The following is a 19,279-nucleotide window of genomic DNA, read 5'->3' on the forward strand; positions in this document are numbered from 1 at the left end:
ACCGCGGCGAAATCCGTTCGCATGCTTGCAGCGGGTACCTGTCATGCGGACAGATCAAACAACGTCGATTCGATTTCAGGTGGAGCCTCCAATCGCGCCCGTGGAAGATCGAGACAGACTTGGGTTCCACTGCCAGGAGCGCTTCGAACCGTGACATTGCCGTTCGACTGCCTGGCGAAATGCCTGACCATGCTGAGCCCAAGGCCACTACCCTTTCCGCCGCTCTTTGTGGTGAAGAATGGCTCGAAGATTTGCTCCGCAACCTCGGCCAACATGCCGACACCGGTATCGCTCACGACAATGCGGACATATTCCCGTGTCGCCGGATCCTCGTGATCTCGGTCATCCGCACGACAAATATTCTTCACGCAAAGGTCCAGTTGGCCGCCATCGGGCATCGCATCGCGCGCATTGATCGCCAGATTGACGATGGCAGCTTCGAGCTGCGGCCGGTCGACGTAAACGGGCCAGCAGTCCTTGTCGTAGCTCGTGCGGATCTGAATGTTGGCGCCAAGCGCGCACACCAGCAGATCCCTGATCGACTCGACGGTTTCGATCACGTCGACAACATCGGTCTCGATCGAGCGGCGACGCACGAAGGCGAGCAGGCGGCCCGTCAACTCGGCGCAAGTCTGCGCCCCTTCGAGCGCCGAGCGGAGGCGGCGACAGGCGCCGCCGTTGTCGCGAATGAGCAGATGAAGCAGATCGAGGTTGCTGATCACCACGCTCAGCATATTCCTGAAGTCGTGAACGATCCCTCCGGTTAGGCGGCCGACTGCCTCCAGCTTGCTTGCGTGCAGAAGATCCGTCTCGAGGGATCTTCTGTCGCTGACGTCGAGCCAGAAGCCAAAGAGCTCGCGGCTGCCGTCCTTGCGAACCTCGCTCAGGACGACATGATCAGAAAAGTACTTTTCAGTCCCGTCCGCGCAACGCCAGCGGTACTCGACGCTCACGGAGCCGGCCTTTTCGATGCCCGCGAACGCTTGAATCACCCGGCCGTGCTCTTCGGGGTTGAGTCTGGCCTCCCACAGATTCGGCTGCTTCACGAAATCCGAACTCGAAAAGCCCGATAAACGCCGGATGCCGTCGTTGATGAACCGCAAACGTCGCAAACCGGGGCCGCTGGTTGCCGTGTACAACGCAATCGGCAGCGACTTCAGTACGAGTGATTGGTGTTCCTCGCGATCACGCAATCGCTGTTCGGCAACGATCTTTTCCTTCTGAATACGCCGGTTCTCCAGCAGCAACCGCTTTTCCTGCTCGGCAAGTTGGCGTACTTGCTCGGTCTTTCGATATAGATCGATGAGGATGTCGACCTTCGAGCGGAGAACCGTCGGATTGACAGGTCTGAAGACGTAGTCGACCCCGCCAGCAGCATAGTGACTTGCGATCTGCAGTTCGTCGTCACCGCAAGTCGCGACAAAAACGATGGAAGCCCGCGACGGGCAATGGTCCGCCTTTATGCGCGCGGCCAATTGAAACCCATCAAGGTCAGGCATGCGAACATCGAGAACAACAACCGCAACATCGTTCTGGCGGACGGAGTTCAGCACTTCCGACCCGGATTGCGCCTGGACGACCTCACGATCGGGAGCCGCCAGGATCGCCTCCAGCGCCATCAAACTCCGCGGGTCTTCGTCGGCGATCAGAATCTTTGGTCTCGCGACCGGACCATTTGTCTGATGCGAAGTCCGTGGTGCCAGGGCTTCGATCAGCATTCTTCGCAGCCCCAACCGGAAACAATGCAGGATAACTCGACCGAACGCCGAACCGCAAAGACCTGATCGAATGGCAGTGCGGAGTTGCGAACGATCACGATGACAGCCGATTTCAGAAAGCGACATCGTCGCTCAATAACTCTGTCCATCAATCGTGGAGAGAATAAGATCATTCGTTAGCAGAGAGCATTTTCGAACCGCTCAAACCCGGGGTTGCTTGCGCTTGGAGTAATCGCCATGCGCACCATTGGTTCCGGCGCGCAACGAGCAGAGCGCGAAAACGCATTTTTAAATTTGTGACAGATTTTTTCGCGAGCACGCACCTCGTTGACGAGGTTGGTCAGCTTCGCGTCAGCAAAGTCCGCAATGTATTTGGTAAGGCTCTCGCAGCATGCCGCGGCTTCGATCGCCCCGGCACAGACGTTGACGTGTCTCTAACGCTCGCGAAATGCACGCGCAACCTGGTCATAGAGCGGTTTTGTAAGATAGGATCCAACGGTTCGATCGTTCGTTTTGATGAACGCCTCAACCGGCATTCCCGGCACCATCTTGACATCGCCCAGCCGGCTAATTTCCGCCGGCTCGATTGCAATTCTCGCCGTATAGTACGTGGCACCCGTGCGGGGTTCGGTCGTAACATCGGCAGATACGCGGCTGACGGTGCCATTTATTTCCGGCGTGGTGCGCTGGCTGAATGCAGAGAACCGAAGAAATGCGAGCTGGCCGACACGCACCTGGTCGATATCTTGTGGCGCGATCCTCGCCTCTACCGTCAAACGATCGGTCGCCGGCACAATCAGCATCAGTTGTTCTCCTGCGCTGATGACGCCGCCGACGGTGTGAACGTTCAATTCGTGAACCGTGCCCGAGATCGGGGCGCGGATGTCGATCCGCCGCAACTGATCTTCAGCAGCGACCTTCCGCTCCATGTACTCGTTGGCCTTTCCATCGATCTCGCGCAGTTCGCGGCCAACCTCGCTCGCCAGTTCGCGGTCGATTTGGGTGATCTGAAGTTCGATCTCGGCCATCTTCCCTCGTCCCTGCGCCGCCGCCGCGATCAATTGCGCGCGCTCGCCTTCGAGCCTCGCCGCATCGCGCTCGAGCGCCGTCAGCCGATTGATCTGGATCAGATTCTTTGACCAGAGTTGCCGCACCCCCTCCAGTTCCTGGCTCACCAAAGCCAGTTCCTGCGATTTCGCCGCCTGCTGAGCGATAATCCCGTTGGCTTCCTCGTCAAGCTGAGCGATGCGCTCGCGGAGCTGGCGTTTTTGACCATGCCTGGTGCTGCTGCGCAATTCGAACAGACGCTGCTCATCCGCCATCAATTCGATGATAGTTTCATCCTGCCGGCGGCTTTTGAACGCAGCCGGCCATGACACTTCCGATGCACCATCACGTTCGGCCCGCAATCGCGCGCGCCGCGACGTCATCTCGTCAAGGGCCCTCGAAACGATCTGCAGATTTGCCCGCGTCATGGTTTCGTCGAGACGGACCAGGATATCGCCGGCCGTTACGCTCATCCCGTTGGTCACTGCGATTTCGCCAACGACGCCGCCGGTCGGGTGTTGAACCTTCTTTGCGTTGGACTCCACGACAACACTTCCGGGCGCGATCAAGGCGCCTGCGATTTCGGTGGTTGCCGCCCATCCACCAATGCCGCCGGCAACGAGCATGACGGCAGCCAGGCCAAAGACGATATGCCGTCTGATCGACGGACGCGCGTCAATTAATTCCGTATCGGGCATTGTTCATCCTTGAACGGCCTGGACGACCTTGGGCGTGCTAACAACGGCATCGCGCCGCAGCACCTTGGCAAGCACCTCGTCTTTGGGGCCAAATGCCTGCTGGCGTCCACCGTTCAGCGCGAGCACATGATCGACTCCGGACAGCGCGCTAGGCCGGTGCGCCACCACGACAACGATCGCTCCACGTGCCCGGGCACCGAGGATCGCCTGCGTCAACGCCTCGTCCCCTTCGATGTCCAGATTGGAATTCGGCTCGTCGAGGACGACCAGGAATGGATCCCCATAAAGCGCTCGCGCCAGCGCGATGCGCTGTTGCTGCCCAGCCGACAGCGATGAGCCCTGCTCGCCGATTTCGGTGTCATAACCCAGCGGCAGCGCAAGCACGAGTTCATGGACCCCTGCAGCTTTCGCAGCAGCGATGATGGCCTCCGACGTGGCGTTGGGGTCAAACCGCGAAATGTTTTCTGCAACTGTTCCCGCAATGAGCTCCACGTCCTGCGGCAGATAGCCAATGTGCGGTCCGAGATCATCCGGAACCCATTGGTCCAGCGTCGCGCCGTCGAGGCGGACAGTACCGCGCGCCGGTGTCCACAGACCGACCAGAACCCGGGCAAGCGAGGATTTTCCCGAGGCACTGGGACCGATTATTCCGAGCCCGTTGCCGGCCTTAAGGGAAAAAGTCACCTCGTGCACGACCGCCCGCTGAACGTCCGGCGGCGCCGCACTAACATTCTCGACCGCTAGCCCGCGTTGCGGTCTGGGCAGCGACGTCGGTGTTCTCAGTTCCGGCAACAGCACGAGCAGCTTGTTCAGGCGCTCGCGGGCCTGCCTGGCGCCGACGAAGCTGCGCCAGTGGGCAATCGCGAGGTCGACCGGTGCGAGCGCCCGCGCCGAAAGTATCGAGGACGCAATGATGACGCCGGCAGTGGCCTCTTGATTGATCACAAGGTAGGCGCCGACCGCAAGCACGCCCGACTGCAGCATCATCCGAAACGACCGCCCCGTTGCGCCAAGGCCCGCGGCGAGATCGCTTGTTTTGGCGTGCCCGGACAGGAATTTTCTGTTCAATGACTGCCAGCGACCAGAGATCCACCTGCCCATGCCGAGCGCGGTCAAGGCTTCGGCATTTCGACGGCTTGTTTCCGCCAGTCGCGCGCGTTCGTTACCGATGCGATTGGCGTCGAGCGCCGACTGCTTTGCCAGCAGCTCCGACAGCAGCGTCAACGAAACCAGTATCAGCGCGCCCGCCAGCACCGTGACGCCAATCCAGAAATGAAAGGCAAAGCACACCGCGAGATAGAGCGGCACCCAGGGGAGATCGAAGAATGCCGTTGGCCCGGGACCCGACAGATAGGCACGCACCGTGTCCAGATCGCGCAGCGGCTGGATCGACTCGCCACGCTTCGGCGCCTGGATCGGCAAGCGCATCACCGTTGCATAGACGCGATCCGACATTTCCTGATCGAGCCGGATGCCGATCCGAACCAGCAGCCTGCCACGCAGGGCATCCATCAATCCCTGGAAAACGTAGAGAGTCAGCGCCAGCACAAGCAGGCCAACCAGCGTCGGCACGCTCCGGCTCGGCAGAACCCGGTCATAGACCTCCATCATGAACAGTGAGCCTGTCAGCGCCAGAATATTGAGGATTGCGCTAAACCCGGCGATGGCAAAGAAGGCCGAGCGATACTGCGCGAGCGCAGAATCCAGCTCCCCACGGGCTCCCCCGGATTTCTGCCGACCCGTTGTCAATGGCTACACTCACTCATCCGACTTTGGCGGTATCCGAGAATTGTTACAGATATCTGACAACAGAAGTTGGGGGGCGCATGCGCCCCCCTTCCACATGAACAATCCGAGATGGTCGTCAGGCGAACTTGAAATCATCCACCGTCAAACTTGCCTTGTTGACCCCGACCAGAGTGATGCTCGAGCCGTCATCGTAGCTAATCTGGACGCCGATCTGCGTGTCGTGCAACGCACTGGAAGCCATCAGCGCGTTGAAGTCCGCAAACTTCGACTGATCGAGCTGAACGACGTCATGGTCCGGACCAGAGCCCGCACGGAAGTCGAACACGGTGTCGCGCCCGGCCCCGTCACTGCTGAACTGGAACACGAAGGTGTCGCGACCCGAGCCGCCGTTAAGCAGATCGTTGCCTCCTCCGCCATTCAGAATGTCATCGCCGTCTTCGCCGAGCAGGTTGTCGCGGCCGCCATTGCCGTTAAGGGTGTCATTACCGGTGCCGCCGAACACGTAGTCCTTGCCCTCGCCCCCATGCACGACGTCATTGCCGCCCTGGGCGAGAACAAAGTCGACGCCGCCGCGTGCATTGATCAAATCGACGCCGTCGGTTCCGAGCAGAAGGTTCGTGCCGTTGGTTCCATTGATCACGTTGGCATCGGTTTCGCCCGTGACCGTCAACGTGAACGTACCAGTCGACTGGGCGTTCAGATTGTCGGCGGCCGTATAGCGGATCGAGACCGTGGCATTCTGTCCGTCGTTCAGGCCGTCGAACAGATTGCCCGGGGTGAACTGCAGTCGGCCGTCCGGAGCAATCGAAAACGCTGACTGCGCCTGTGCGTTGGTCAGGTTGATGCCGTCAACGCCAATGACCTCGAAAGCCGCTAGGCTGAGCGGCAGGTTGCCCTCGACGTCGGTGTCGTTGGCCAGAAGATCAAACGATTTGGCTTCGTTCTCACCCGCACTGCCGGCGTCCGCCGCCGTGACCGGCGCATCGTTCACCGCGGCTACCGTGAAGCTGACCTTGCCAATATCCGAGCCGCCGTTGCCGTCGCTAAGGGTATACTCGAACGAGGCGGGTCCGTTGAAGTTGGCGGCCGGCGTGAATCGGATGCCACCGGCCACGATCTCAGCCGTGCCGCCCACGATGTTGGCGAGCGCCGTGATCGAGAGCGCGTCAAGATCGGCATCGGTGTCGTTGCCGAGAATGTCGGCAAACGGGATGACGAAAGCCGCGGCATCTTCCGCTACCGCCGCTGCCGTGTCGTCGACAGCCACCGGGCCGCGATTGACGATCGCGCCGTTGATGCCGTTGCGATCGAGCTCCTGGCCGTTGGCGAAGGTCACCTTTTCGACGCCACCGCCAATCCGCTGATCCTTCAAGGTGATCACGCTGCCGTTGGACAGCTCGATCAGGGTGTCGTTGCCAAACCGGCGGAACGTGACGTTCGCAGCATTGAGATCAACCAGCGCCAGCGTATCGGTATCGGCCGGCGTGTTGGCCGCTTCGGTAATGATATCAGAGCCGTCGCCCAGCTTGTAGGCATAGGCATCCGAGCCCGCTCCGCCGTTGAGGTTATCGTTGCCAACGCCGCCGATCAGCATGTCGTTACCGTCATTGCCGCGCAGGCGGTCGTCGCCGGCATCGCCCACCACGGTATCGTTTCCTGCGTCGCCGAAGACGAAGTCGTTGCCCTCGCCGCCCTGGACACGGTCGTTGCCGTCGCCGCCTTCGATGACATCATCACCGCCGCCGCCGAGCACGAGATCGTCGCCGCCGAGGCTGCGGACGCGATCGTCGCCATCCTTGGCAAAGATCGAGTCCTTTGCGGCGGTGCCGGAGAGGTCATCCTCACCGTCGGTTCCCATGATCGGCAGAACGGTGTCGTTACCGCCGTTTGCAACCAGATTCTGGATACGCTGATCCTGGGCCGGAGCCGTATCCGCCTGCGCGTACGGAGTAACCGAGAAGTTCGCCGCGAGATACTCGGCCAGCGCATCCTGCTCGAAGCCGTCATCGGTGAAGTTGGCATCGCCGGTGCGGGCTGCCACGTCGTCTGCCGGCAAATTGTCCGGAGACAGGTCGACACGATTGGCAAACGCCGGGTTGGCCGCGATGTACTCAGCGAACCGGAAGCCGTCAGGCCGGTTGAACCCGCCCGGAGCGTTGGGGTTAGCCCCACCGATCAGGAAGCTCAGCGTCACCATGCGGATCGCCGCCGGCGCATCCGCAACCACCTCACCGTCGGCGACAATGACCGCGATCACGTGCTCATTTTCGTCGACCAGGGTGACCGAGCGAACCCGATCCCCGGCAGGGCGGCTCAGATCATAGCTGAACCGGAGGCCGCCGACCTGGGCGAAGATGCCGCCCGGGTTGGAAACACCGTTTTCCAAAGCTTCAAGCAGTTGCTGCGGCGTCAACGTGACGAGGCTGAGCGCGTTGTTGAAGCGCAGCGAGTTCTCGATGTCGAGCTGGCTGACCTCGCCGGCTTCCTTGCCAACCTCCGGATTCGCAGCAGGCGGCAGTTCCGCGCCGTCGCCCTCGGAGCTGATCGAGCCGATCGAGTCACGGATGCCACCGCCGTTCTTGATCGAGATCTGAACGGTGCTGTCGTAGCCGGACTTGGCGTACCACAGGTTGGCATCGGCGGAGAGGTTACCGAGATTGGTTTCCTGAGCGCGCACCTCGCCACGTCGGCCCTCAAGGTAGACGTCGGTACGGCCAAAGGTGACAGCATCCTTCTGCGTGATGATGCCGTCAATCACGGTGGTGATATCGCGCACGGCGTCGCCGCGCGACCCCTCGGCGAAGGGATCGATGCCGGAGCCTTCATAGACCCGCGCCAGACCCGCATCGTCAGTTGCATAGGCGCCATTGATGTTGGGATCGAGGCTGGCTGGAATGATGTCGCCGTTGGCATCGAACTCGAGCACCAGCCGGCCGACGTACTTATAGTTGCCGTCGGTGTTGACGAGAACCGTGTTCTTGCCTTCGGCATTGGTAATGATCTGCGCGTATTCACCCTCGCTGACATCGCCTGGACGGAGAACGTCGTTGCTATCGGAGAGAAGCGTATTCGAGCCGCCGCCGATTACCACGTCGACGCCCTTCAGGAAGGTGATGAGCTTCTGTTCGTTCTCCAGCTCCTGTAATTGCGAAACTATTATGACCTTGTTCACGCCCTGGGCGATAACGGCATCGATCGCCGGCTGGATGACCGCGGCAAGCGCGATGAAGTCGGCATCGGTTTCCAGCGTACGCGGGCCGACGATCCGGACGCCGCCCGGCGTCGTGATGTCTTCGAACACCGGAGTGGTGACGCCGACCACGCCGATCTTCTCGCCGTTCTCCTCGAAAATGGTGGACGGCGCGATCCGACGCCCGCCGCTTGCACCGACGCCGAACGTCGCCTCGGTCAGCGGCGTGGTCTGGGCGTTGGGCGCCAAATCCGGCTCGCCGGCAAAATTCAGGTTGGCGGCGAGATAGGCAAATTGTGTTCCTTCGTAGCCGCCAAGCGGGCCGGCGCCATCGGGATCCGCGACGGGGCGGATGAGATTCTGCACATCGCGTGGGCCCGGATCGAACTCGTGGTTGCCGATGACGGACGCCTCGATGCCGATCGAGTTCAGGATGCGGATATCGGCGCGGCCGATGCTCGGCGGGAAGAACGAGGCCAATGCTGGATCGCTGGCGGCATTGAAGAACGGGCTCGGAATGTAGTTGTCGCCCGATGCCAGCGTGATCGAGTTGGCGAACGTATCCTCGAGCCGGTCTACGATGGCCGCGAAGCGCGGCGCGTCGTCGATCGCCTTCAGACCTGCCTCGAAGTCGGACGCATGCAGGATCTGCAGCTTGTAGGTCTGCGGTGCCGCGACGGTGAAGTCGAGAGCATCCTGTGCGATGCCGCCGAACGCGTTGCCCGCAACGTCGGTAATCACGCCCGACGCCAGCGTGACGTCGTAGGTGGATCCGGCTGCCAGATCAGTGGTCGGGTTGATGGTGACGGTGTTGCCGGAGATCGTGACCTGCGAGGCATCGTTGATCGCGATCGTCCGCGTGTCGCCCGCTCCGTTGCTGATGACGATATTTCCGGTGCCCGCCATGACTGCTTCGTCGAAGGTCAGGACAATGTTGTTTCCGGCCGCGACCGCGGTCGCATTGTCCGCCGGCGTCGCAGCGGTAAGCGTGGGGCCCGTTGCATCGGTCAACTCGGCGGCCGTGAGCGTCCGGTCCGCAAACTCGAACCTCTCGACGTTTGTTACAGTGTCATTGCCGTCCGAAGAGCCGGTGCGGTTGTCAGAAATGACAAACGAACCGCCCTGGACAGTGACCGTGTAATTGCTGCGTGCACCGGTGAACACCGCAACGTCGCCGGCGACGCCGCTGGTGCCGCCATCGATGACGTCATTGCCCGCACCACCGGCAATGCGGTCATCGCCGCCGAGGCCGTTGATCGTGTCATCACCGGCGAGACTGCCTCGCGCACCAAACTTCGCGGTGTAAGCGGCCTGGTCGAATACGTCGTTGCCTGCGGTGGCGATCGCGGCCGAACGGGACATCACGAGCGACGATACCGATGGATCGTGATCGGAGAGCTGGTCAATAAACTCCGAATTCATGTGCACGATATCGAACTGCGCGCTGTCGAACAGGTTGTTCGAAACCAGGATGTGATCCAACGCCTGTGCGTTGCCGTCGAAGTTGTAGGAATAACGTTCGTTCTCGGGAAGCTTGCTGATCAGCTCCGCAAGCACCGGATTTCCGGCCGCGAAAATGCTGGCGGTCCCATCCGGGTTGGCGGTGGTGCGGGTCAAGTGGCCGGTGATGATATCAACGACCGGGAAGAACTGAAAATCGTTCAGATCGCCCAACACGACAATACGGTCGTCGGTCGCCGACCCGTTGGCCAGCAGGCCGTCGACAAACGCATTGATCGTTTCGGCCTGCCCCTCACGCTCGTTCGACGTGCCGGTTTGTTGCGAAGACCCGTTGATCGGATCGGCATAGAGCGGCAAGTCCAGCAAGGTGGTGTAAAGCGGAGCTGAACCGCCCTTTGAGGAGAGATGGTTGTTGACCGTCCAGAACGTGCCGCCCTGCTCGTCGGTATAGCCCACGGGCGACCATTCCATCGGCAGCGACTTGCGCGTGGCGGCAAAGTCGGTATTGCCCTGTCCGATCTGGTTGGCGCTCGCGAACTGCTGCACCTTCACCCCATCAGCGTCGCTGACAATGTCGGTCAGGCCATTGCGCGCGGTCGGCGAAACCGCCTCCGGGTTGTACAGATAAGCAACCCGCTGATTTCCGTTCGGGATACCGCCAATGTTGTCGATCGGCGGCGAGTCGATAGCCACGTAGCGCGGTCCACCGGCCGCAACAATCGCGTCGATGAGCTGCGACAGGGTCAGCGAAGCGCTCGTGACGCTCGAGCTGTTAGCCCCATCATTGTCCAGCACCTCCTGGAGCGCAATGATCTCGGGTGCTTTGAGATTGTTGACAACGGCGTCCGCGAGGCCGGCGAACTTGCTTACCGGCGTCGGCACGCCATCTACCGGTTGGCCAATCGGCGCCAGGTTCTCGACGTTGAAGGTCGCAACGCGAATCCGGTCCAGATTCTCCACGATGGTTGTGGTTTCCTTTTGCAGGTTCGCGGCCGTAACCGGGCCATAGGCCTCGGTCGTGTTCACCTCATACTGACCATTCGCGTAATTGACGACGCCGGTCACATCGCCCAGGCGATCTCCGGTCTGAAGATTGGTCGGTAGCGCGACGCCGGCCTCGTCATCCAACTGAATCCGCTCCGGATTGAAGTCGAACACCTTGTCAGCAGGCTGAATGGTTCCGGGCGTCGTGTCGCTGATCGTCAGGCCGCCACGGGAATTCTCCGAAGGATTAACGCCGACGTTCGGCGTCACGAACTGCTCGTCAAAATTCGAGTGGAAGGGACTGGTAACGCGCACATCTTCGAGTGTGACGCGCATGCCTTCCAGCGATTCCCAGAAATCCGATCCCTGATTTACCGGATCGTAGGTGCCGGCCGGGGGAGCGGTATCGACATCATCGTCGCCGAGCGACACCATGGCCGGCTTGCGCTCAAGACCGGTCGCGAGGTTGTCGACATCGCCGATCCGCACAGCCGTCGGCAGAGCATTGCCGGTGGACAGCACGCTCGTGGTTCCTGCCACTGGATTGAGCTGCGTGACCGACAGTTGGTTCGTGCTGGCGAACTCGTTGACGGTTGCCGTCAATTGCACTTCCGCGCCGACGACGATGCCGCTTGGGATCGTGACGTTGGCCCCAGTGCCTAAGAAAACGAAGACGGCATCCGAGGTCCGGTAGTCGCCATCGCCAACCGCGTCCTGAATGTAATAGCCGACCGGGTTGTTGCCGCCGTTCTCGGTGCCGGACGCGTCAATAGCGGTGACGATGCCGCGCACGGTCACCTGCTGGCCGACATGCTCCGAGCGATGCCCCGCGCCCTGAACTTCGTAAATATGCATCGCATCGTCGTTCTGGATCGTGCCGGTCGCAACCGCTTGCGTGGTGCTGACCGCAGCGGTGACGCCCTGCTGCGCCGTCGTCGCATTGGTGATGGTCGCCGTGAAGCTCTCGTTGGCTTCAAACGCGGAATCGCCAGCTACGTTAATCGTCACGGTAGCCGACGTCTGGCCGGCCGGAATGGTGACCGTGACGTTGCTCGGCAGGTTCATGACACCCGCGAAGTCCTGCGCGTTGGCGCCGTTGCTCGCACCCGCCGCCAATTGCAGCGTCACATCGACCGAACCGATAGTGCCATTGGTGCGCTCGATGGTAAAGGTGAACGCGGTGGTGCCGGTGTCTCCTTCCGCGTGCGACACGCTGGTCGAGGACGACGCGATCCGAATTTCCTGGGTGTAGTTCTGCGGCAAGGCCGCGTAGACGGTCAGCCCCGCGCCCGCATATCCGGCGCTTGAGTTGCCTTCGTTGGCGGTAAGCACGAGCGCCGTACCGGTCGGGCTATCCGCGGCGCTGATGAACTTCGTCAGTTCGGGCGCATTGCCCTCGCCGGCGAGCGGTGGTTGGTAGCCGACATACGAGGCGTTGGCCGGATCGGTGATGTCATAGACCATGACGCCGCCGACACGCTCGAGGCCGACGAAGGCGTAGGTACGCCCATTGATGACGCCGACATCGACGCCTTCCGGCTCGGGACCTTTGTTGTCGGAACGATTGTCGGTGGCTCCACTTCCACCACCTTCGGCCGTATCGACGTTGAAGCGTGTGGCAAAGTCGCGCGCAATGATCGCCTCGAACTCGCCGCCAGTTTCGCGGACCTTTGTGATCGTACCGTCGGCATTCTGCTTGAAGATCGAAATGCCACGGCCGCCATAAGCGTACACCTGATCGATGTCGCCATCGTCATCAGTATCGCCGAGGTCCGAACGGACCCGAAGCCGGCCAAGGCCGGTGGTGTTGTCCTGGAGTGCCGCCGCATTCGGATAGGCGACGTGATCAAGCGTCACGTTCGCAAGGTTGGACTCGTCGTCGGGTTCTGCTCGCGCATCGCCCTCGTTGGCAGTGACGAAATATGTCACGCCACCGACTTCAAAGGTCGCGATCGCATCCGGCTGAAGCAGACCGATCACATCGGCGTTCTGAAGATTGATTCCACCACGATCGGCGCCGTCAAAGGCGTTGCCGGCCAGGCTGCGATCGACGCCGCCAAGCGGCAGGATCGCAAGCGGTTTGGATGCGGCGGCATCAGTGAGATCAATCACCGCGACCGCGTTGACTTCCTGCAACGTCACATAGGCGCGGCTTCCGTCCGGCGAAACCGAGATGTATTCCGGCTCGATGTCGGCGGATGCCGGTTGGCCGTTGAAGAGCGCGACACCTGCCTGCTTGAGGACCGCCTCGAAACCGTCGAGGCCCTCGAACGATATCGTGTTGGCTACCGCTGCGTTGGCGGCGCCGCCCGAAAGGCTGATGATGGAAACGCCGCCCTCCGGGTTTACCACCTGCGAGCTGCCATCGGGGAGCGATATCGAGACCGGCTCGCCTTCGTCCGCAACCAACAGTTTCGAGCCATCCGCGGTAAACACGAGCTGGTCCGGGCCGGCGCCGACTTCGACGGTCTTGATCAGCGTGCCGTTCGGATCGAAAAGGGCGACGAATCCATTGGTGCCGGGCAGGTCACTGGCGTAAGCCACGGCGAGAACGCCGTTCTTGATCGCAACCGAGTTAGCCCCGCCGAAACCATTAAGGGCGGCCAAATCGATCGAGGAAACAAGGCTCACCGTGCCGCTTGCACTGATGGCCACGATGTCAATCGCGTTGCCTACGGTGTTGAGTACATAGGCGCGACCGGTTGACGGATCGAACGAGACAACTTCGGCATTAGTGCCCGCGGCCGGCGCGAAATTATCGAGCCGAACGAGCCGCACTTCATTGGTGGCGTTTGGGGTCGTGGCCGACCCTTCCAATGACTGCGCCTGGTCGAGGACCGTGATGCCGCCGATCACGTTGCCCGCGGGTGCGTCGTCGTTCTGGATCGTTCCAGTAGCGGTGGTCTGCGCGCCAAGCGAGATCGAAACCGCCGCGTTATTGTTGGTCGCAGCCTGCAGCGTCAGCGTGAATGTTTCGTCCGGCTCGACCGTCACGTCGCCGTTGACCTCGACAGTGACGAGCACCGAAGCCTGTCCGGCCGGTATTGTCCCGCTGAAGGCGAAGGGCACTGCAGCAGCGCCATTGAAGTCGGTGGCATCGGCCGCTGCCGAGGTCAGTTGGCCGCTAAAGTTGACGTCACCGGTGGTGCCGCCGGTGCGCTCTACCGTGAAGGTGAAGGTCGTCGTTCCGGCGTTACCTTCAGCGTGGGCGACGGAGACCGAACCGGCGGCGAAAGCCACCGTTTGCGACGGAGTGCCTGGCTGAACAGTGAAAGTCACACCCGAGATTGGAGACTGCGGAGCCGTGAGGAATGGCGCGTCAGGCGCGACGCCATCAGCGCTCTGATCGCCGCTGCCGCTTTGCGCGACAGAATTGGCAGTCGTATTGAAAGCCGCGAGGGCAGCGGCACGTGACGCGAAAGATGCTCCGCCGAGTGTCGGATCGTAAACTGCGACATCGGCGCCGTCAGTCCGGGGCAGCACCAGGGCCGTCGAGCCTGCGACGAGCCCTGTACCGCCGAGCGAGCCACTGGCAGTGGAATTAAAGCCGCCGTTTGCGTTCGTTACCGCGCTCAGGAATGTGGTCGGGGCGCTCTCGGAGGTCCCGACAAAAGCATAGATCGACTCATCGGAATTACCGAGCGCGATCGTTCCACCGGAGATTGTACCAATGTTGGCGCTGCGGGTAGCGGCGGAGGAGGTATTGAGAAGTTCGACAATCGTCCCTGCGGCCAGATCGCTATCGCCATTGGTCCAGGTCAGACCACCCTCGCCCGCATTGAAGGCGCCGCCAGATTCGATTGCCAAACCATTCCACTCGTTGTCGCTGAAACGGATGACTGATCCGGCAACGATCGGATCGATCACAATAAAGGCGAGGCCGTCATTTCCGTCCGCATTGAAACCAACGAAAGCAATCGAACCGGGACCAAGAGCCATTGACAATCTCCAAAAAGGCAAAAGCCGACCGCGGCCGCACGAGGCGGCTCGTGCAGCACTGAAAGAGGGGCTGTGTGACAGCGGCGGGAATATAGGCTGGCGTTAATTACAGCGCGGTGACGGTTTATTAACCATTCTTCATTGTCCCACTCAGAACTCTGCGGCGTGTCGGCCGGAAGCGCGTCGTTGCCGCTTTATCCTGGTAGCAGCGATGTTAAAGAATGCCGTTCCCCACGAGCACAAAGGGCGCCCAGATGGCGGGTTGCGCATTCTCGCCGCCCCTAGCGATCAAGGCCGACATCGAGCGGCGAAGCGCCTCGGCGCGGCCAACATCAGAACGCCCCTTCATGGCATCGATGGCGCCGGTGGTGATGGCAACCGAGCGTCTTTATCTTCGTCTCGGTGGCGTTATTGCCGAGATAGACCTCGCCTTTCACAGGCGCGAAACTGTCTGCCACCGCGCACAATTCGAGCGCGGTTTCCGGCAATGGCATCTGGCGCTTGAGCTGCTCGATATCGGCGGTGCCGCCGGACAGCGCGGCGACCGTGCGCAAGCCTCTTTGCGCGATCTGGCTTGTTTGCGTCGCAATGGCTCCGCAATTCTGCATTTGGCGCGCCAGCCTGGCGCACGCGACCGCAACATCGCTGCGGCCATCTCCGTCGAGCAAGGGATTGCCGAAGCCGAGGAACGGCTTCGATGCAGCACTCTTCCGCGCGATCTGGCGCAGCGCCTCGAGGCTGGAGACCGAGGGCAAGACGGTCGTCGCAAATCGCTTGACCAGCCACGGCGCTTTCGAAAGGTCCGCTTTCGCGCGGTCATTGCCCGCATCCGGTGCAGGCTTGTGTTCGTGGCGACGGCCTTGTGCATTGATATCAGCCTGCTACTGACGCCGGCCCTGATTGAAGGGTGGTCCGGGCTGCCGAAGCTTGCGGTGACGAGCGCCCCGTGGGCCAATCTCGTAGCCTGCGCGATATCGCTTCCGGCACTCATGGCCTACCTTACGGTCCGGCGACATCCTATGGCGTTCGACCGGGAGCTGTTGCGCCGAGTTCGGATCGACCCGGCGATCGCCCGGTCGTTCTTGGCCATCGGCGTTCCCGCTGGTGTCCAGATGGCGATGGCCTCGCTGTCCGAAGTGGCCGTGGCCTTTCTCGTTAACGGTTTCGGATCGAGCGCGACGGCGGCTTACGGGCCGTCAACCAGGTGGTCGGATATCTGCTTGCGCCGATGCAGGGTGTCGCGCTTGCCGCCACGGCGTTTGCGGCGCAGGCGATCGGTGCGCGACGAGGCGATCGGCGCGGAGCGATCACGCGGATTGCGACGGTGCTGAACGTTCTGATTGGAGCGCCGGTGCTCTGCGTCATCTGCCTGTTCCCGCAGATTGTCCTTTCGTGGCTCGTAACCGACCCCGATACGCTGTCGATCGCCAGCCGCGCCCTGCTGATCGCGCTCTGGAGCTACCTGTTGTTCGGAATCGGCAACGTGCTCGCGGGCGTCATGCGGTCGACCGGCGTGGTGGTGTGGCCGGCCGGCATTCCGATTGCCGCGATCTGGCTGGTCCAACTGCCCATCGCGTATCTGGCCTCTCGCTGGCTCGGGCTGGACGGCATCTGGATCGGCTACCCGGCCGGCTTCATTGCCGCGTTGCTTGCTCTAGTGATCTACTATGGCTTGATTTGGCGGCATCGGCCCCACCAATGAGCGCACATCTGCAGGGTCTTGAATGGCTGTCGCGAGAGATCCCTAGGCCTCTGAAAGGCTTGGTGGGCGCACCAGGGCTCGAACCTGGGACCCGCTGTTCAAGAGTTCCAGATTGGCCCTTCGCCAGACTTTCCAACTGGGCGCTAGGCTGCGACGCAATCAAAGAAGACCTTTGTTTATCGGCACTTGTCGCATAGCGTCGCAGTCCCGCGAACGCAAACCTGCCAACTTCCCAGTTCGCCAAAACCGTTTGAAAAACCGTTTGAGTTGCCTTGTACGCTGCTGATGCCCGATATCCGAATTCCTCTCACTGACAAAGCGATCGCCCAGTTACCGACCCCCGAGGATGGATGGTACCTAGCTCGCGACACCGATCTGAAGGGCTTCTTTGTAGTCGTGGGTAGGCGGAAGCGGACTTTTGCAGTCCAAGGCGATCTGAGAAAGGCAGGTAAGCGCGCCTCCTCTATCCGGGTATCGATCGGCGACACCCGTGACGTGTCCACACGGGTGGCCCGCGCTAGTGCCAAGGAGTATCTAGCGCAAATCAGTCGAGGGCTGCATCCGAAGGCGGCGCGGCAACACGGAGTGAATGACGCGAGCGATAGCGCCGAGGGTACGGCAGCTATCTCGGCAGACATCACACTCAGGCTGGCCTGGCAACGGTATTTGGCCGCTCATCTATTGCGAAAAGCCCGGAGCGAGAGCACTATCCGTAGCTATCGCGATCATGTGGAACGCATCTTTGCGGAATGGCTGGACACACCTTTGCATGATCTCGCGACCGACCCAGCTCGCGTGGCGAAAAAGCATGACGACATTACCAGGGAAAATGGACCCTATATCGCTAATGGAAGCATGCGAACCTTGCGTGCGGTCTACAAACATGCGCGAAAGACAAACAAGAAGCTGCCGTCCGACAATCCCGCAGATGCGGTCGATTGGAACGAGGAGAAGCGCCGCGACACCGGCATGGGTGCGGGTGACTTGAAAGGTTGGTTCCTGCAGCTAGCTGCCTTGGAAAATCCTATACGTCGTGAATTTCATCTGTTGATGTTGCTATCTGGTTCTCGACCAACCGCCTTGCAGGAGATCAAGCCCGGCCACGTAGATTTTCGGAAGCGCACATTGCACGTTCCTAAACCGAAGGGCGGCAGCAAGCGTGCATTTGACATCCCGCTATCGCGAGAGATGATTCGCTGCCTTGTACGCGCAATTCGCTTCGGTAGAGAGATGTATCCATCGCAGGCGACGGGCTGGATATTCCCGGCGGATAGCGCCTCTGGGCATCTCGCTGAAACCAAGGAAGATCGAGATGAGCTCTCAAAATGGGGCAATGATCTTCGGCAAACGTTCCGGACGATCGCGACCGTCGCCGGTGTTTCCGAGATTGATGCCAAGCTCCTAATGAACCACTCCATTCCAGGTGTAAATGCCGGCTACATCACTCGGCACAAGCTTCTGCAAGACCACCTGCGCCGGCAGCAGCAAGCAATCAGCAGCACAGTATTTGCGGCCCTGGGACGCTCGCTTATGGAAGATCAGGCTCTGCGAGGCTGGCTCGGTCCTGGTGTAACCCGGCGAGCTGCGCTAGGCTGCAAGATTGTGCGAGCCGATCACGAGACGGAAAGAGCAACAAACACAGCGCGGTTTCAGGCGCAACGTAAACAGCGTCCCGAACGCAGTGATGCTGCGGCTATGCAGCGGTGAGCTGCTTGTCAGTGTCGGGGGTTCGAGTAGTGGATGGCTACCGCCTTTCACCACACCGGCCAAACCTACGATATCTCATTCAATCGTTCGTATGACGCAATTTATCGCGCGCCGCTCCCGCTATCATTTCGTCAGTGGAGTGAACTCCTGACCTTCGCAACGGTCAACAATGACGGACAGTCGGGCCATTACATAATCATTGCCCTCATAGAAGACTGCATAGGGGCGCCTCTTTGAGAGCTCCGTGGCACTGCTCCGGAGACATATTATCCATGGGACGGAAGATATTGGATGGGCCCGGATGGGCGGCGAAATCTCATGGGGCTCCTCAAGCTTGGCTTCGGCGGCAACCTTCTTGAGTGACTCGATGATCCGCGAAGGGTCATGATCGTAGCAGAAGGCAGATGTGCCGGGTTCGTAGTACACGACATCGAGAGGACACACAGGGGCACCCACGAAAATCGTACCCAAGCCTTCTGTCGATGGCTAGTTTTGCGGGCCGGCTCAATTTGGATGCATCGGTCCAATGGCGCTACTGCTCGCTGAACGCTCAGGCCATGGGGAAGCCGGCAGACGATCGCGGCCCGCAAGACACTTCACCGCCCGAGCTAGCCATTCCCTACTCTCCGGGCGATTCATGGAGTATCTCGAAGAAGATCAATCGAGACTTGTGAAACCCACGCTCCCGGCGATTCCATGGTGAACGATTGGCGGTTTCCTTTTGTGCGAACGGCCAGCAACGCTGTGATCGTGTCGCTCTCGATCTTCGCATCGATGAGATCACCAACATTTTGACCCGAAATCTTGCCTCCCTGGCGGTACTCGCTTTCAAACCAGTTACCCGAAAGCTCCGATCCCCTTTGGTCAATGTTGGCACTCAGCTCCATCTTGTAGGCATCGCTTGCGCAGCGGACATTCATCTTCACGGACTGTCCCTCGTTCTTAACGACGTAGTCGACCTTGCAGCGGACGCGTTCGCGTGGCCCGTCCTTGGGCTTCATCGACCCCACACCCGACCATGAGCCGGCCAGATTATCGAAGCTCTGCTGCGCGCGAGACGGTGTGATGGTTACGATTGCCATCA

At 60.8% G+C, this 19,279-nt stretch carries 8 protein-coding genes; 2 read left to right on the forward strand and 6 right to left on the reverse strand.

Annotation, left to right across the window (positions count from 1 at the left end; translation table 11 throughout):
- Window positions 1-41 precede the first annotated feature (41 nt).
- The 5 genes from KJQ96_RS14765 to KJQ96_RS14785 form a co-directional block, all read right to left on the reverse strand.
- Complete coding sequence (locus tag KJQ96_RS14765; RefSeq protein ID WP_213287302.1) at window positions 42-1,718, reverse strand: ATP-binding protein; 1,677 nt, start codon at window positions 1,716-1,718, stop codon at window positions 42-44.
- 434 nt (window positions 1,719-2,152) lie between these two features.
- A complete protein-coding gene (locus KJQ96_RS14770) occupies window positions 2,153-3,463 on the reverse strand; it encodes an HlyD family type I secretion periplasmic adaptor subunit (RefSeq protein WP_213287303.1) in 1,311 nt (436 codons plus the stop codon).
- A gap of 3 nt (window positions 3,464-3,466) precedes the next feature.
- Window positions 3,467-5,212: a type I secretion system permease/ATPase gene (locus tag KJQ96_RS14775; RefSeq protein ID WP_375293167.1), complete on the reverse strand. Its 1,746-nt coding sequence runs from the start codon at window positions 5,210-5,212 to the stop codon at window positions 3,467-3,469.
- 115 nt (window positions 5,213-5,327) lie between these two features.
- Window positions 5,328-14,786: a choice-of-anchor I family protein gene (locus KJQ96_RS14780; RefSeq protein ID WP_213287304.1), complete on the reverse strand. Its 9,459-nt coding sequence runs from the start codon at window positions 14,784-14,786 to the stop codon at window positions 5,328-5,330.
- A gap of 332 nt (window positions 14,787-15,118) precedes the next feature.
- The gene (locus KJQ96_RS14785; protein WP_309142418.1) at window positions 15,119-15,658 is read right to left on the reverse strand and encodes a CHAT domain-containing protein; all 540 of its coding nucleotides are present in this window, start codon (window positions 15,656-15,658) and stop codon (window positions 15,119-15,121) included.
- Between the two features lie 332 nt (window positions 15,659-15,990).
- On the opposite strand from KJQ96_RS14785, the gene KJQ96_RS14790 reads away from it, so the two are divergent.
- Both KJQ96_RS14790 and KJQ96_RS14795 read left to right on the forward strand, forming a co-directional pair.
- Complete coding sequence (locus KJQ96_RS14790; RefSeq protein WP_213287306.1) at window positions 15,991-16,488, forward strand: MATE family efflux transporter; 498 nt, start codon at window positions 15,991-15,993, stop codon at window positions 16,486-16,488.
- A 285-nt stretch (window positions 16,489-16,773) separates the two neighbouring features.
- Window positions 16,774-18,195: an integrase arm-type DNA-binding domain-containing protein gene (locus tag KJQ96_RS14795; protein ID WP_213287307.1), complete on the forward strand. Its 1,422-nt coding sequence runs from the start codon at window positions 16,774-16,776 to the stop codon at window positions 18,193-18,195.
- A gap of 635 nt (window positions 18,196-18,830) precedes the next feature.
- On the opposite strand, the gene KJQ96_RS14800 is transcribed toward KJQ96_RS14795, so the two are convergent.
- Window positions 18,831-19,277 (reverse strand): hypothetical protein, encoded by a 447-nt coding sequence (locus KJQ96_RS14800; protein WP_249734064.1) that lies wholly within the window; start codon window positions 19,275-19,277, stop codon window positions 18,831-18,833.
- Between the last annotated feature and the right edge of the window lie 2 nt (window positions 19,278-19,279).

The sequence above is a fragment of the Bradyrhizobium sp. sGM-13 genome (assembly GCF_018398875.1).
Taxonomy (GTDB): domain Bacteria; phylum Pseudomonadota; class Alphaproteobacteria; order Rhizobiales; family Xanthobacteraceae; genus Bradyrhizobium.